This is a genomic window from Mesorhizobium sp. M0060 (assembly GCF_040323155.1).
Lineage (GTDB): Bacteria > Pseudomonadota > Alphaproteobacteria > Rhizobiales > Rhizobiaceae > Mesorhizobium.
The window spans coordinates 96,540-111,388 of sequence record NZ_JAMYUP010000017.1 but is presented as its reverse complement, the minus strand read 5'-3'; the positions used below and the strand labels follow the sequence as shown (position 1 = coordinate 111,388).

13 protein-coding genes are annotated in these 14,849 nt (G+C 61.1%); 2 read left to right on the top strand and 11 right to left on the bottom strand.

Annotation, left to right across the window (positions count from 1 at the left end; translation table 11 throughout):
* Positions 1-208 precede the first annotated feature (208 nt).
* From NKJ94_RS18310 to NKJ94_RS18300, 3 genes are read right to left on the bottom strand one after another with little or no spacing between them, the layout of a single operon-like run.
* A complete protein-coding gene (locus NKJ94_RS18310) occupies positions 209-1,228 on the bottom strand; it encodes a cytochrome d ubiquinol oxidase subunit II (protein WP_352526918.1) in 1,020 nt (339 codons plus the stop codon).
* Between the two features lie 4 nt (positions 1,229-1,232).
* The gene (locus tag NKJ94_RS18305; RefSeq protein WP_352526917.1) at positions 1,233-2,654 is read right to left on the bottom strand and encodes a cytochrome ubiquinol oxidase subunit I; all 1,422 of its coding nucleotides are present in this window, start codon (positions 2,652-2,654) and stop codon (positions 1,233-1,235) included.
* A gap of 5 nt (positions 2,655-2,659) precedes the next feature.
* A complete protein-coding gene (locus NKJ94_RS18300; RefSeq protein WP_352526951.1) occupies positions 2,660-4,984 on the bottom strand; it encodes an FdhF/YdeP family oxidoreductase in 2,325 nt (774 codons plus the stop codon).
* A gap of 1,019 nt (positions 4,985-6,003) precedes the next feature.
* On the opposite strand from NKJ94_RS18300, the gene NKJ94_RS18295 reads away from it, so the two are divergent.
* Both NKJ94_RS18295 and NKJ94_RS18290 read left to right on the top strand, forming a co-directional pair.
* Entirely contained in the window at positions 6,004-6,993 is a 990-nt protein-coding gene (locus tag NKJ94_RS18295) for an aldo/keto reductase (protein WP_352526916.1), read from the top strand.
* 8 nt (positions 6,994-7,001) lie between these two features.
* Positions 7,002-7,598 (top strand): NADPH-dependent FMN reductase, encoded by a 597-nt coding sequence (locus NKJ94_RS18290; RefSeq protein ID WP_352526915.1) that lies wholly within the window; start codon positions 7,002-7,004, stop codon positions 7,596-7,598.
* A gap of 29 nt (positions 7,599-7,627) precedes the next feature.
* Here the strand turns inward: NKJ94_RS18290 and NKJ94_RS18285 are convergent, their stop codons facing one another.
* From NKJ94_RS18285 to NKJ94_RS18250, 8 genes are all read right to left on the bottom strand, one after another.
* Positions 7,628-7,804 (bottom strand): hypothetical protein, encoded by a 177-nt coding sequence (locus NKJ94_RS18285; protein WP_352526914.1) that lies wholly within the window; start codon positions 7,802-7,804, stop codon positions 7,628-7,630.
* Entirely contained in the window at positions 7,801-9,261 is a 1,461-nt protein-coding gene (locus NKJ94_RS18280) for an MHYT domain-containing protein (RefSeq protein ID WP_352526913.1), read from the bottom strand. The genes NKJ94_RS18285 and NKJ94_RS18280 overlap by 4 nt, the downstream gene beginning before the upstream one ends.
* A gap of 200 nt (positions 9,262-9,461) precedes the next feature.
* Positions 9,462-10,631 carry a pyrroloquinoline quinone biosynthesis protein PqqE gene (gene pqqE / locus NKJ94_RS18275; RefSeq protein WP_352526912.1) on the bottom strand — a complete coding sequence of 390 codons (1,170 nt, stop codon included), beginning with the start codon at positions 10,629-10,631 and terminating at the stop codon, positions 9,462-9,464.
* The gene (pqqD, locus tag NKJ94_RS18270; protein ID WP_352526911.1) at positions 10,628-10,924 is read right to left on the bottom strand and encodes a pyrroloquinoline quinone biosynthesis peptide chaperone PqqD; all 297 of its coding nucleotides are present in this window, start codon (positions 10,922-10,924) and stop codon (positions 10,628-10,630) included. Before pqqD ends, pqqE begins: the two co-directional genes overlap by 4 nt.
* Positions 10,924-11,418: a thiaminase II/PqqC family protein gene (locus tag NKJ94_RS18265; protein ID WP_352526910.1), complete on the bottom strand. Its 495-nt coding sequence runs from the start codon at positions 11,416-11,418 to the stop codon at positions 10,924-10,926. Before NKJ94_RS18265 ends, pqqD begins: the two co-directional genes overlap by 1 nt.
* Positions 11,415-12,353 (bottom strand): pyrroloquinoline quinone biosynthesis protein PqqB, encoded by a 939-nt coding sequence (gene pqqB / locus NKJ94_RS18260; protein ID WP_352526950.1) that lies wholly within the window; start codon positions 12,351-12,353, stop codon positions 11,415-11,417. Before pqqB ends, NKJ94_RS18265 begins: the two co-directional genes overlap by 4 nt.
* A 457-nt stretch (positions 12,354-12,810) precedes the next feature.
* On the bottom strand, positions 12,811-14,139 hold the full coding sequence (locus NKJ94_RS18255; RefSeq protein ID WP_352526949.1) for a PQQ-dependent sugar dehydrogenase: 1,329 nt from the start codon (positions 14,137-14,139) through the stop codon (positions 12,811-12,813).
* 26 nt (positions 14,140-14,165) lie between these two features.
* A complete protein-coding gene (locus NKJ94_RS18250; protein WP_352526909.1) occupies positions 14,166-14,618 on the bottom strand; it encodes a DUF2231 domain-containing protein in 453 nt (150 codons plus the stop codon).
* Positions 14,619-14,849: the final 231 nt, after the last annotated feature.

The window sequence follows — 14,849 nt, the reverse complement described above, 5'->3', positions numbered from 1 at the left end:
CACAATCGGTAGTGCGGCGGCCCTCTAGCCCTCAAAGCCACCAATCTCATCGGTAACGTTCTTCATTCCCACGTGCTGCAAATTTGCCGCGCCGAGTTCGACTGGTTGCCCTGATTACGCAGAACGATGACGCGCTGGTCACAATCGCCAGGAACGATGCGTACGTTGTGCAGTGCGCACTCGGGTCGCACCGCAGCAGAAGCGCGGACTAGTGCTCGCCATAAGCCGAATGCTCGACCTTGCCGCGGAACACCCAGTAGGCATGGGCTTGGTAGGCCAGCACGATCGGAATGATAATGACGATCCCGACGCCCGCGAAGGCAAGCGCTTGAGGATCGGCGGCGCCGTCCCAGATCGAAATGTGCCTCGGTACGATATAAGGCCAGAGGCTGACCGCCAAACCTGCAAAGCCAAGAAGGAACAGCACAGCGGAGAGGATGAAAGGTAATGTCTCGCGCTTGCCCCAGAGGCTGCGCCAGATGAAGCAGGCGATGATGGCGGCCGACAACGGCAACGGCGCGAGATAGGCTATGTTGGGCCAGACAAACCATCGGCTTGCGACATTGGGGTCGGCCAACGCGGTCCAGCCACTGACGATAGCCATCATCGCGGCGGTCACAATAAGTGCTGCATGCGCAACCTCGCGGGCAAATATCTGGGTCGAGCCCTCCGTCTTCCAGATGAGCCAACCCGCGCCCAGAAGCGCGTAGCCGCCCAGGAGGCCGAGCCCGCAGAGCAGTCCCAGAATCGTGAAGCAACCGAAGGGCCCGCCGGAAAACATGCCGGCCTCCATCGGTATGCCGCCGATGAAACCGCCGAGGACGAACCCCTGACAGAGGCCAGCCAATATCGATCCACCCGCAAATGCGATATCCCATACCCAGCGATATGACGCAGCCCGCAGCCGGAAGCCGAACGCGATGCCTCGGAATATCAGTGCGAACAGCATGAACATGATGGGCAAATAGAAGGCCGGCAGCAGTACGTAGTAGCCGGCCGGAAACGCGGCAAAGAGCAGCGTGCCGCCCATGACGAGCCAGGTCTCGTTGCCGTCCCAGACGGGTTCTATACTGGCCATCATGACATCACGGTCCGCATCGCGGGGCGCGGCAAGGAAGAGGATCCCGACGCCGAGATCGAAGCCGTCCGCCAGCACATAGACGGCGACGGAAAAGGCGGCCACCGCAGCGAACAGCAGCGGAAGATCGAAAGGGAGCAAACTGTCCATCGCGTCATTCTCCCGGCGCGTGGGCGAGGCCGGCCACGGGCGGCGTGGCGGCATTTGCCCCGGCCAGGGTGGAGCCGGATCGGTCCAGTCCCGGCCTCGTCGATCCCGGGTCGGTGATCGAGGCGGAGGGTCCCTTGAGGGCGACACGCGCGGCAAACCAGAAGAAAGCAATCAGCAGCATGTTGTAGACGGCGAAAAAGATCAGCAGTGTTGTTGTGACAGCGCCCGCGCTCACCGGCGCGACGGCGTCTGCCGTGCGCAGATGCCCGTAGATGACGAACGGCTGACGGCCGGCTTCTGTCGTGGTCCAGCCGGCAAGCACGGCGAGAAAGCCGAGCGGTGTTACCGCCATCGCCAGGAGTTGGAACCAGCGTGTCTCAAAGAGGCGTCCGCGCCAGCGCAGCACCGCGCCGATGGTCGCGGTTGTGACCAGGACGATGCCGATGCCGACCATGATGCGGAAGGCGAAGAATACAATGGGGACATAGGGGCGGTCGTCACGCGGCACGGCCTTCAGCCCCGGGACCTCGCCGTTCCAGGAGTGCGTTAGATAAAGGCTGGCTATGTGCGGGATGTCGATCGCGAAGCGGTTCTCCTCGGCCTGCATGTCCGGCCATGCGAGCACCGTCATCGGCGCACCGCGCGTGGTGTCCCACAGGCCTTCCATCGCGGCGACCTTGGTCGGCTGATAGACGAGGGTGTTGCGGCCGTGGATGTCGCCCAACACGATCTGGAGCGGCGCCAGAACCAGAGCCATCCACATGGCCATGGAGAAGGCGATGGTCGAGGTTGTGCGATGCTGGCGGCGCCAAAGGTGGAAGGCTGAGACGCCGGCGACCACGAAAGAGCCGGTTAGGATGCTCGCGCAGACCATGTGCGCCAAGCGGTAGGGGAACGACGGGTTGAAGATCACCGTCCACCAGTCCACCACGTGATAGATACCATGTGCATCCGCGACCGCACCTGCCGGCGTCTGCATCCAGCTATTGGCGGCAATAATCCAAGTGGCGCTGAGCAGCGTGCCGACCGCGACCATGCAGCAGGAAAAAAAATGCATGCCCTTGCTGACACGGCCCTCGCCAAACAGAACGATGCCGATGAAGCCGGACTCGAGGAAGAAGGCCGTCAACGCCTCGTACATGAACAACGGTCCGAGCACATTGGCGACCGAGCGCGAGAAACCGGCCCAGTTGGTGCCGATCTCGTAGCTGAGCACTATGCCAGTGACCACACCCATGCCGAAGCCGAGGGCGAAGATGCGGCTCCAGAACCGCATCAGGTCGCGGTAGACGAGCTTGCCTGTCCACCACCACAGGCCGCTGAGCCAGGCAACGAAGCATGCGATGCCAATAGTGAAGGTTGGCCAGAGAATGTGGAATCCGATGGTGAAGGCGAATTGCAGGCGCGCGAGTCCGACGGCGTCCATCGGCATCATATTCCTAGCCGAACCACGTGCTCGGCCGTCATCTCATGACCGTGCGATCGGACCAAGCGGATCTGGATGGCCTTTGAAGATGGCGTGAAGCTGCTCGGATCACGCAAATACAGTGGCACCAGTGGATTCGTCTCAGGATAATAGGCCGCGCAGCAGCCGTCCGGAAATGCGTAGGGGACGATCCTGAACTCTCGCACGGCACGCTTGATGCCGTCGGTCGACTGTGTCACGAGATCGACGCGATCATCAGCTTTCAGTCCGCGTTTATCCATCTCCCTTTGGTTGATAAACAGCACGTCGCGCTGTCCAAAAACGCCGCGATACCGATCGGACAGCGAGTATATCGTGGTGTTGTACTGGTCATGGCTGCGGACCGTAGTCAGCCACAGCCCATCCGCGTCGCCCGGGTCCGGATCTTCCCCAAGACCTTCAAACACCAGAAAATTGGCCCGGCCCGACGGCGTCATCCAGATGCGCTCGCGCGCTGTCGAGGCAAGATGAAATCCTCCGGGAACTCTCACGCGAGCGTTGTAGGCCTGGAAAATCGGCAACACGTCCTCGATCGCGTCACGAATAAGATCATAGTCAGCGACTAACCCGTCCCAGTCCACGACCGACCGTGCCCCAAGTGTCGCTTTTGCCATTGCGGCGACAATGGCCGGTTCGCTCAACAGACGTTCGGATGCTGGCCGATTCTGGCCCGCCGACGCGTGCACCATCGACATGGAATCCTCGACGGTGATGGACTGGGGGCCTGTCGCCTGGTTGTCGACCTCGGTACGTCCCAGACAAGGAAGGATCAGCGCCTCGCGGCCGATAATCAAATGGCTGCGGTTGAGTTTGGTCGATATCTGGACCGTCAGATCAAGGCTGCGAATCGCGTTTTGTGTTTGCTGCCAATCCGGAACCGCGGCCGCGAAATTGCCTCCCATGGCGATGAAGACCTTCACTTCGCCGCGGACCATGGCTTCAAGGGCGGTGACGACATTGTGGCCGTGGGCACGGGGTGGTTTGAAGCCGAACCTGCGCTCCAATCGGTCAAGGAATTCATCCGAGGGAGTTTCCGTGATGCCAACCGTGCGGTCGCCCTGCACATTGGAGTGACCCCGCACGGGGCAGACGCCAGCGCCAGGCTTGCCGACATTGCCGCGCATGAGCGCCAGGTTGGCGATCTGCTGCACGTTCTGCGTGCCTCTGGAATGCTGGACAATGCCCATTCCATAGACGAGGATCGCCCTGTCGGCACGCATATAGACCTCGGCCGCCGCCGTAATATCGGCTTGGCTCAGTCCGGACATGCGTTCGATCGCGTCCCATGGCGTGGCACGAAGATCGGCAACAACTGCGTCAAGACCCTGGGTGTGGCCGTGGATGAAATCCCAGTCGAGCACGTGCGGCTTATCGGCGGCAACAGCGGATTCGTCCGCCTCGACAAGCACCTTCATCATTCCCTTCAGAACAGCGACATCTCCACCAACGCGGACCTGATAGAGCTTGGAGCTGATCGGTGTCGACGTCATTGTCACCATTTCGATCGGGTTTTGCGGTGCCTGAAAGCGCTCGAGAGCACGCTCGCGGAACGGGTTGAACGAGATGATCGCCGCACCGCGCCGTGATGCGTTATGAAGGCTGGTCATCATACGTGGACTATTGGTGCCTGGGTTCTGGCCAAATATGAAGATTGCATCCGCAAGGTCGAAATCCTCCAACAGGCACGTGCCTTTCCCAACGCCCAGAGATTTCGGCAAGCCTACGCTTGTCGATTCATGGCACATGTTGGAGCAGTCCGGAAAATTGTTGGTGCCAAACTCGCGCACAAAGAGCTGGTACAGGAATGCCGCCTCATTCGATGTCCTGCCCGATGTATAGAACTCGGCGGCGTTCGGGTCGGCAAGGCCGTTCAGATGGCGCCCAATCAAGGCAAAGGCATCATCCCAGTCGATCGGCAGGTAGCGATCGGAAGCGCGGTCATAAACCATCGGGTCGGTGATGCGGCCCTGCATTTCCAGGTCATAGTCGCTCCAGCCTTCGAGTTCGCTCACGGTGTGCGCTGCAAAGAATTCCGGCATGCAACGCCTCGCCGTAGCCTCCCAGGCGACTGCCTTCGCACCGTTTTCACAGAATTCAAAAGATGATGTGTGTTTGGGGTCGGGCCATGCGCAGCCTGGACAATCAAAGCCGGTCGGCTGGTTCATGCGCAGGAGCGTCGTCGAGCCACTGAGGGCGATGCCTTGCTCTGTCAGGGCTGTTCCGGTCGCTCGCAACGCGCCCCAGCCTCCGGCCGCGGATTTGTAGGGCCGAATCGACTTCCTGGGTGCCATGCGTTGAAATCCTCGAGATTGGGTGCGGAGTGTTGCGCTCGAGCGAAGAAATGTCTTTCGAAAACGCCGCCCCAATTCGAGTTTCGCCCGTTTCGCCGATGGCTTTGCTATTGGCTTCTCGGCGAAGTCAGTCACCAGCGTGTTAATCCTGGTCTCGCGAGCGGCGCCAGTTCGGTTAGCTGTTCTCGCCAAATCAAATAATGCGCCCAGCGGATAGCCTCCGGCAAAAATCCTCAACTATGGCTCTGCCCAAATAGGTTACCCAGCCATACCTACGGATGATTCATGCCAATAGAAAAATCTATGTATGCTTTTGTGAATTTCAGTGCGGCGGGTTTTGCTGGGGCGCTGATTTGTACAGCACTTAAGCTCAATACATGCCGAAAACCTCTGGTCGCGAAATTCGCAAGGCCTATCGAGAAAATCATGAAGAAATCGTCAAATTACTGTTACTGTTGCGGAGGCCTAAACCCTCCGAAAACACATTACTATCTCGACAACTTCAAAAAACGCTTTTCTGCGATGCGTTGCAGGGATGGAGCAAGAGAATGGAATGCCTGAACTGCGCTTGTGAGGTGAAGATACCTCGCCAGTACTACTTCTGCTCCCTGGAATGTTTCGGCGAGACGACCCGCAATACCGACTGGAGGATGTTGAGCGATGGACTTCCGCCTAGTGGCCGTCCTGTTGGCAGCCAGTCCCGCACTGGCCGAGGTCCAAACGTCCCACGTCCCAGTTCGCCCTTCCGAGGGAACTACGGACAGGGGCACGAGAAGTGGCACAACATCTAGCTGGGCTTGCATAAAGAGTGCCGGAACACCCCTGCTCGCCGAACGAAGCCGCCCCACATTTGCGCGGCTGGGAACAACGTCCACGGTTCATACTTCCTGACAACGGAACTGATCTCGCTGTCGGAAGGATGGAAAGGGATGACGCAATGTTGCGTTGTAAACAGGAGCTACGACATGGATACACTTCAACGGTCGACATCAGTCGCAAAGGCCCTCGCAACCCGCCGCTTGGGCCGCACCGACATGCAGATCACGCGTGTCGGGTTCGGCGCCTGGGCGATCGGCGGAGCCGATTGGGCCGTTGGTTGGGGTGCACAGGACGATGGCGACTCGATCACTGCAATACGGCATGCGGTGGAACGCGGTATCAATTGGATCGACACGGCGGCTATTTACGGCCTCGGCCACTCGGAAGAGGTCGTGCGTCAAGCGCTCGCTGAGATCCCGGCCAATGAGCGGCCTTACGTTTTCACCAAGTGCGGCCTCATCTGGGACGAAAACGATCGCCAAGCGCTCCCCAGCAAAGTCGGCGCGCCCGCAAGCATCCGCCGCGAGGTGGAAGCCTCGTTGAAGCGCCTCGGCGTTGAGCGCATCGATCTCTACCAAATGCACTGGCCGGCCGAGGATGGCACGCCGCTCGAAGTGTACTGGCAAACGCTCCTCGACCTGAAGAAGGAGGGCAAGGTATGTGCCGTCGGCCTTTCCAATCATAGTACCGCGCAGTTGGAAACGGCCGAAAGCCTGGGCCATGTCGACACGCTGCAGCCGCCGTTCTCCGCGATCCGCCGCGATGTCGCCAAGGCCGAACTGCCCTGGTGCCACGCTCATGAGACCGGCGTCATTGTCTATAGCCCCATGCAATCCGGCCTCCTCACCGGCCGCTTCACGACCGCACGCGCCCGGGCCCTGCCGAAAGACGACTGGCGATCCCGCAATGCGGAATTCTCCGGCGAAAAGCTCACCCGCAACCTGGAGTTCGCCGATGCCTTAAAACCGATCGCGGAGCGTCACAGCGCCAGCGTTGCCGCGGTTGCGATCGCCTGGACGCTGGCCTGGCCGGGGGTGACGGGTGCGATCGTCGGCGCCCGCAGCCCGGCTCAGGTGGACGGCTGGCTCGACGCCGCAAGCCTCGAATTGACCGGGCGGGATTTGGCCGAGATCGCTGCCGCCATCGAAGCGACCGGCGCCGGTTCGGGCCCGTTGCAGCCCGGAAAGTGATCGCACCGATGACGATCATCGAGGCACGTAGTCAGGCGCGGCTCCTCGGCTTGCCGGGGAGCCTGCGCCGAGGCTCTTACTCCCTTGCCGTCCTGCGAGGCCTCCAGCTCGCGTTGGGTCCGGCGGTTGATCTCCAGATCGGCGACCTGCGGCTGCCTCTTTACGACCAGGACGAAGATGGAGCATCGACACCGCAGACGGTGCAGGCGTTCAGGCAAGCTGTCGCGGAAAGCGACGGGGTCGTGATCGCGACGCCGGAGTACAATCACGGCATTCCCGGCGTCCTCAAGAACGCGCTTGACTGGGCGTCGAGGCCTCTCGGTCGATCGGCGTTGACCGGCAAAGCGGTGCTCGTCATCTCCGTGTCGCCGGCCTTTACCGGCGGCGTTCGTGCTCAGGCACAGGCCAACGAGACGCTGCTCGCCATCCAGTCACGTCCCGTTCTCGGTCCGCAGGTCGTCATCGGTAACGTTGCCGACAAGATCAGAGATGGACGATTGGTCGATGAGCCCAGCCTGCGCTTCGCCTTGTCGGCGATTGATCGCCTGATCGCCCTTTGTCCAGCTGTTCGTCAGGCCGAGTATGCGCACCCGTCGTCGAGCTGAGGTCGGGATATTATCCAAAGACACTGCGGTCAAAGGAGCCGTAGACTAACGCGCCGGATGGCGGCGACCTTATCAGGGCTCGTTTCGGCCATTGTCCGGATGCCGTAGGCAAGCACGTGATCTGCGTCCTCATAGAGGCGCGCATCGCAGCGGCGAAGGGGCTCCTTGTCCTCACCCGGCGACTCGTTCTGCACGTAGAACGTCATGCGGCCTGCTCCAGACGCGAGGGCAAGGCAAACTGAAACGTGGCGCCCGGCCCCTCATTGGGCGACGCCCAGATCGTTCCGCCGTGGCTCTCGACTATAGAGCGGCAGATCGACAGCCCCATGCCCATGCCGCTAGGCTTGGTGCTGTAGAACGCCTCGAAGATCCCCCTGACGCTTTGCGGATCAATGCCGACGCCCGTGTCCCGGATGGCTATCAGCACCTGCCCGGGGCCATGCCTTTGCGACCGTATGGCCAGCTCGCGCGGCCGGCTGTCGACCGAGGCCATGGCGTCCACTCCATTGACCAGCAGGTTGATGATCACCTGCTGCAGCTGGACCCTGTCACCGAGCACGGCTGGCAGCGTCGGAGCCAGTTCCAGGCGCAGCGACACCTGGTGTTTGAGCACCTCGTGCTGCACCAGCGGGATCACCTCGCTGATCGCGTCGTTGATGTTCAGCGCCGCCTTCTGTGTCTCGGTCTTCCTCGAAAGCGCGCGAAGTCGCTGGATGATCTCGCTTGCCCGCCTGCCATTGTTGATCATGGCATCAAGAGCCTCACGCACCTCGGCGAGGTCCGGCACCTCGCGGTCGAGCCACTGCAGGCAAACCTCACCGTTGGTGACGATGGCGGCGAGCGGCTGGTTGACTTCATGGGCGATCGAGGCGGTCAGCTCGCCCAGCGTTGTCACGCGCGCGACATGCACGAGATTTGCCTGCGTCTGACGCAGCGCTTCTTCGGCGCGCTTCTGCTCTGACAGAGAGGCGATCAACGCGCAGGCCAGAACAACGAACGTAACGCTGGCAACCGCCAGCGCTAGATTGGTTTGATCGAGATTTGCGTTTCCTTGGGCGTCGTGAACGGAGCCGTGAGCGGTAAAAATGGCCGCTTCCATAGCCGTGTAGTGCATGCCGGAAATGGCCAGGCCCATGACGATGGCGGCAACGAGTTTTTGTTCAGGAGCCGTGGTTCGGAATGCCAGCCATAGTGACACCGTCGCCGCGCCAATCGCTATGGCCAGGGAGAGCGCAACGAATAAGCGGTCGTAGCTGAGCTGGGCGGGCCCCCGCATCGCCGCCATGCCGACGTAATGCATAGCCGCAATGCCAAGTCCCATGCAGATGCCGCTGAGCATGAGGCGAAACGGCGATGCCCTTCGGCGACTGATGACGTAAAAACCGCCGCCGGTTACGCAGATCGCAACCGCGAGCGAAAGGGTGGTCAATCCGATGTCGTAGGACATCGGAGACGGCATGATGAAGGCGAGCATGGCGACGAAGTGCATCGACCATATTCCGCCCCCCATTGTGATCGCGGCCGCCACCAGCCACAGGTGACGCGCAAGTCCTCGCGTGGCCACCACGTGCCCACCGAGATCGAGGGCAGTGTAAGACGCGAAGACGGCGACCAGAATCGAAAAAGCGACGAGATACGGATTGTGTGTTCCGGTAACGATCATCGGGATCAGCCCAATTTTCAGATCCGAGTCCGGTGGGCGACCTATCCGCCAATGTGCCGGTTGGGCCTACCACAATCCGATCCCAGAAGCCATCGGCTCGACCCAGGATACGAGCTGCGGTACGCACCGAGGTCAGCTGCGATTCCACGAAGGCTCGTATGCAGTGATGCCGATCCTGTGGAAGTATTTCCAGTATCTGTTTACGGAAATCTATCTCGACCACTAGGCGCGTTTGGCAGGCCGGGTTGTGGCGGGGCTATGCGGCGATACACGAAGCTTTCAGCGGCTTTGTCGCTTTGGCTTCCCACCGAAACCGCAGTTGTGAGGGCATCGTCGATAAACTTTCCCATGCGAGCGTGGATCGGCGACTTGATGCAGGCCGGGTCTGTCGCGGCGGGATCGCCGGCAATCGCCATCGCCTGACATCGGCAACCACCCCAGTCGATCTCGCGCCGTTCGCAGCCACGACACGGCTCCTGCATCCAATCCGTTCCACGGAAAGCGTTGAACGACGGTGAATCGGCCCAGATCTCGGCCAGCGTGCGTGGCCCGAAACGCTCGAAGCGTAATGAGGGGATCGTCTGCGCGGCGTGGCAAGGCAACACAGTGCCGTCGGGTGCGACCATGAAAGCGTCATGCGCCCAACCGCCCATGCAGGGCTTGGGATAGATCGCGAAATAATCCGGCGTGACGAAATCGATGTTCATGATCCCACGCAGCCGCTCCTGGGCGGCTTCGACAATTTCCACTTGCCGCTCGACGGAAGCGCGTCTCGGCATCAACGCATCGCGATTGACGAGCGCCCAGCCTGCATACTGTACGTTGGCTATCTCCAGCCGCTCGGCGCCAAGCGAGAGCGCAAGCTCGATGAATTCCGGCACTTCCTCGATATTGTGGCGGTGGATCGGCGCGTTAATGGTGAGCGGCAAGCCAGCCGCCCGCACGCGCCTCGCCGTCTCCCGCTTCTTCTCAAAGCCGCCGCGATAGTGTCCGATCAGCTCGGCCGTCGCCGATCGTGCGCCCTGGAAACTCACCTGGATATGATCGAGACCGGCCTCGGCCAAGGCTTCGATGCGGCCTTCGGCGATGCCGACGCCGGCGGTGATGAGATTGGTATAGACGCCGCGTTCGGAAAGGCCGGCAACCAATTGCTCGAGGTCGCGGCGGAGCGTCGGCTCGCCGCCCGAAAGATGGACCTGGAGAACGCCGAGGTCCGCGGCTTGCCGGAACAGATCGAGCCAGGTTTGCATATCGAGTTCGCGATTGGCCTTTAGGAGTTCGGTTGGATTGGAACAATAAGGACATTGCAGCGGGCAGCGGTGGGTCAGTTCCGCCAGCATGGCGATAGGTGGGATATGGGACCCGTTCATAGCGACACCAACAATTTGTCGCTCCACTCCTGGAGGAAAGCGGTGACGTCGCCGGCCACTTCTCCCTCCGGTGCGTCATATGCCACTGCGAGATCGGCGATGATCTGGCCAACGGGGGAGCGTCCGTCGCAACGGCGCAGGATGTCGAGGCTGATGTCGTTCGGCCAGAAAATTTGCTCCGGTGAAAGTACGGCAATAGCCTGTCGGACGGGATCGAGCCGGATGCGCACATGTTTTGGCAGCGACGGCACCGACCGCAGCGAGACCATTGCTCTTTCGCGCGGCGCCGTCATTATGCTTCCTGCGGCCGGAAAGCGCCGGGCGGGATGTTCTTCTCCTCGCCATAGGCATGCTGAAGCGCCGGTACGCGCTCGCCTATAATCGCTGGTGAGATCAGTTCCGTCAGGGACGAGGCGACCGCCAGCCTCCCGCTTTCCACGGCATCCGCATCAAGACCGAGCGAGGCTGCGAGATGCAGCCAGCGTGCCACGCCGCCGCTCCGGCCATCCTCGCCGTCATGGTCCTCTATGCGCTTGCGCCACGCCGCCCGAAAGGTCGGATCCTTGGCGCGCGCGAGGATCGTGGCGTCCTTGCGGGGAATGACCGCCTGGTAGCAGTAACGGTTCAACGCCCAGGCCTGCATCTCGATCTTCGATAGGGAGCCCGCGGTCATCCTGTGGTGGAAGAGGTGGCGATTGTGACAGCGCTCGGCGCCTACCTGCCGGAGCACCGCTTCCAGTCCCGTTGCGGACAATCCGCTTCTGGCCGCGTCATCGAAACCGCTCACAATTCTATCTCCATGCCGTCATCTGCGACTTCCCAGCCCGACGCCCTGACTACCGCATGTTCGGACGAGTTTTCGTCGAGAACCGGATTGGTGTTGTTGATGTGGACAAAGATGCGGCGTCCGATCTCCGCGCCGGCCAGCCTGGCGATCGACCCTGTCTCTCCCGACATTGCGAGATGTCCCATGCGCGCGCCGGTCTTCTCTCCGACGCCGGCTGCGATCATCTCGTCGTCGGTGTAGACCGTGCCATCGAACAACAGGCAGGCCGCGCCGTCCAGACGCGAGCGCAAAACCGCATCGATGCGCGCGCAGCCGGGAATATAGAAGACCGAGCCGCCGCCATTGTCGCTGGTGATGCGCACCCCGATCGTATCGCCCTTGTCGGAACTGAAATCGGCTTCGGGCAGGGCGGAATCCTCCAGATAGAGCGCCACCTTTCCAGGAACTGCGAAGCTCTCGATCGTCACGCCAGTTTTCCGGCCGTTCGCATCGCAAATCTTCAGTTCACCTTCCGGCGGGAGCACGCGCCGCGGCACGATTGCCGGATCGAGCACGTTGAAAATTGAATTCGCCTCGAGTACTGCCAGAACCTGCGTCGCTGCATAGATGGCGAAAGGCTGGCGCTCGCGCAGGGTGAGCAGGCCGGCGACGTGATCGACATCGCCATTGGTAAGCACCACCGCTCGGATCGGCGTCGAGCGCGGCGGCGCGGCGGCGCTGGGCTCCAATTCGGACGTTTGCGCGATCTGTTGGCGGATGTCGGGGGAGGCGTTGAAGAGAACCCAGTCGCGACCGTCGGCGGATGCAGCGAGGCTCGATTGCGTCCGCTGGGAGATGCCCGCTGCCCCGGCACGGGCCGCACGGCTCAGCCGGTAATTGCAGTTCCACTGCGGAAAACCGCCGCCTGCGGCCGATCCGACGATCTTCAGGCCCACGGTGGTTTCCACTTCGCGGCGTTCTCCATCGCCCCCAGAAATCGCAACCGTGGAAGCGTCACGGCCGACATCGTACGCGTCCAGGCTTGTCATGGGTTTACCCGATGGGAAGGTGCGTGCCCCTGACCCGGGGACACGCACCTCTGCTGCCTATTTCTTGGGAGTCATTCTTGCAGGCAGATACCGCGATATTTCCAGGCTTGCGGGGACCTGGCACATGCTCGGTTTGGTCCAGCTCTTCTTCATTTGTTTTCTCCTGTTGCGCCGGTCCGAAAGGACCGATCCGGTCGCTGATCAGCCATTGCGAGGCATCGGTGTGCAATGGCTCGTCCATCACTTTGAAAATGGACAAATGAAACAAAACGTCCTGAAAAACTCGAAACCGAATCCGGCAGCATCGTCCGATGCTGCTATTGCGGATCGTTGCAGCCGGATTCTTGTTCGATCGCCTGTTGCGTCAGTTGTTGGACGCGGTCGGGGAACCGTTCGACGACACCCGCCATACGGTGTCTCCCAGGTCGTCTGCTACCAACAGTGCGCCGGATCGATCGACCGCCAAACCAACAGGCCGTCCGCGCGCCTGATTGCTCGCATCGAGGAAGCCGGTGACGACGTCCTGCGCCGGGCCGCTGGGCCGTCCGCCGCTAAACGGCACGAAAACCACCTTGTAGCCATTGAGGGGGGTTCGATCCCAGCTTCCATGTTCGCTTACGAAGGCACCGCCGTGGTAGCTTGGGGGAAGGTTGGTGCCTGCATACATCGCCACACCCAATGGCGCCACGTGAGAGCTCAAGGCGTAGTCCGGCGGGATCGCCGTGGCCACCAGGTCCGGTCGCTGCGGTTGGACCCGCGGGTCGAGGTGCTGGCCGTAATAGCTATAGGGCCAGCCGTAGAAAGCTCCGTCCCGAACCGAGGTCAGATAATCCGGAACCAGGTCGGGACCGATCTCGTCGCGCTCGTTGACGACGGCCCAGAGCTTGCCGGTCACAGGCTCCCAGGCAAGCCCTGTCGGATTGCGCAGGCCGCTGGCGAAGATACGATGGGCGCCCGATGCCCGGTCGACCTCCCAGATCGCAGCTCGTTCATATTCGGCCCCAATTCCGTTCTCGGTGATGTTGCTGTTTGATCCGACCCCCACATAGAGCTTGGAGCCATCCGGGCTGGCCACCATACTTTTTGTCCAATGATGATCGATGGGTCCACCTGGCAGGTCGGTTAGCTTGGTGCCGGGGGCACTGATGCTGGTTTGCCCGTCCTGATAGGGATAGCGGACGATTCCATCGGTGTTGGCAACGTAGAGATCATGGCCAACCAATGCGACGCCAAAGGGTGAATTGAGGCGGTCTAGGAAAACGGTTCGCAGCTCGGGAACGCCGTCGCCATTGGTATCGCGGAGCAGCGTGATGCGATTTCCGCCCTCGGCGGTTGCGCCAGCGTACCAGGTGACCCAGCTTTGAACTATGTCCTTGGGGCGGTAGATCGGCGCTTTCGGACCATTGCTTTCAACCACCAACACGTCCCCGTTGGGAAGGGTGTAGAGGGATCTTGGATGCTCAAAGCCGGTGGCGAAAGCATGGACCTGCAATCCCGCCGGCACCGTCGGAGTTTCCTGTCCCCATGCGACGACTTTCGCGACCTTTATCGGCGGTACCAAAAACTGCTGCAGCGCGGGCAGCGGGGGATTGGCACCGACCTGTTTGCTGGGGTCGCCGCCACCATTGTCACAGCCGGCGAGACCCAGCCCGGCAACAGCGACAACGAGAGAGGCCAGACGAGGCCGCTTCATCGAATGTGCAATTTTGACAGCGTGCATTATATGCTTGCTCCAATGCGATAGCGATATACCGAGCCGACCCAGGCACCGATCAACAGGATGATTATGGTGAGGGCGGAAAGCGTCAGGCCCGTTGGCACAACTGCCGTGTAGCCGTCGCGGCTGTGGACGAAGGCATTTATCAGCGAGAGCAGAACGGCGAGCGCGTAGCCAACCGCGTAAGGCAAGGCAAGCGTACGGCCTCGCTTGCCGCGGACAAAGTCGATTACGAAAGCTATGACCGCAAAGCCTGCCAGGATGAGGCCGGCCGTTATCAGCCAGATGGAGAACGTCTCCCACGTCACGGCTACGGTCTGCCAATAGACGATATCGGTGACCAAAGCGCCCGCGAAGCAAGCGATGGAAAACGCCACCAATAGCGGAAGAATTGCTTGTCTTCCGACGGTCAAGTCCATCCGGTCGGGTGAAGTGCTGGTGCTATCGGTTGTCATTGTAGTGCCATCCGGTTACCCAAGTTACACCCCGAACGTAACCGCAGGTCGATGAGCCGGACTATTAAACGAAGGCTTATCTATCTGTTACGTCCGGTTGAGAAGGGAATACTTAGGTTTAGGGTCGGTCGCCTAACGGCAAGAATGACGCAAGAGCAGCAATCCTCGGCAAGCGGTGCCTTGCCTTGATGAATTACAATTCATCGACGCGCGGTCGCCATAGCTCCACAC

Coding starts and splice junctions, on each gene's coding strand:
- NKJ94_RS18280 (WP_352526913.1), bottom strand. CDS start 9,261: ATGATCGTTACCGGAACACACAATCCGTATCTCGTCGCTTTTTCGATT.
- NKJ94_RS18290 (WP_352526915.1), top strand. CDS start 7,002: ATGACGATCATCGAGGCACGTAGTCAGGCGCGGCTCCTCGGCTTGCCG.
- pqqD (WP_352526911.1), bottom strand. CDS start 10,924: ATGACGGCGCCGCGCGAAAGAGCAATGGTCTCGCTGCGGTCGGTGCCG.
- NKJ94_RS18250 (WP_352526909.1), bottom strand. CDS start 14,618: ATGACAACCGATAGCACCAGCACTTCACCCGACCGGATGGACTTGACC.
- pqqE (WP_352526912.1), bottom strand. CDS start 10,631: ATGAACGGGTCCCATATCCCACCTATCGCCATGCTGGCGGAACTGACC.
- NKJ94_RS18310 (WP_352526918.1), bottom strand. CDS start 1,228: ATGGACAGTTTGCTCCCTTTCGATCTTCCGCTGCTGTTCGCTGCGGTG.
- NKJ94_RS18305 (WP_352526917.1), bottom strand. CDS start 2,654: ATGGACGCCGTCGGACTCGCGCGCCTGCAATTCGCCTTCACCATCGGA.
- NKJ94_RS18255 (WP_352526949.1), bottom strand. CDS start 14,139: ATGAAGCGGCCTCGTCTGGCCTCTCTCGTTGTCGCTGTTGCCGGGCTG.
- NKJ94_RS18285 (WP_352526914.1), bottom strand. CDS start 7,804: ATGACGTTCTACGTGCAGAACGAGTCGCCGGGTGAGGACAAGGAGCCC.
- NKJ94_RS18300 (WP_352526951.1), bottom strand. CDS start 4,984: ATGGCACCCAGGAAGTCGATTCGGCCCTACAAATCCGCGGCCGGAGGC.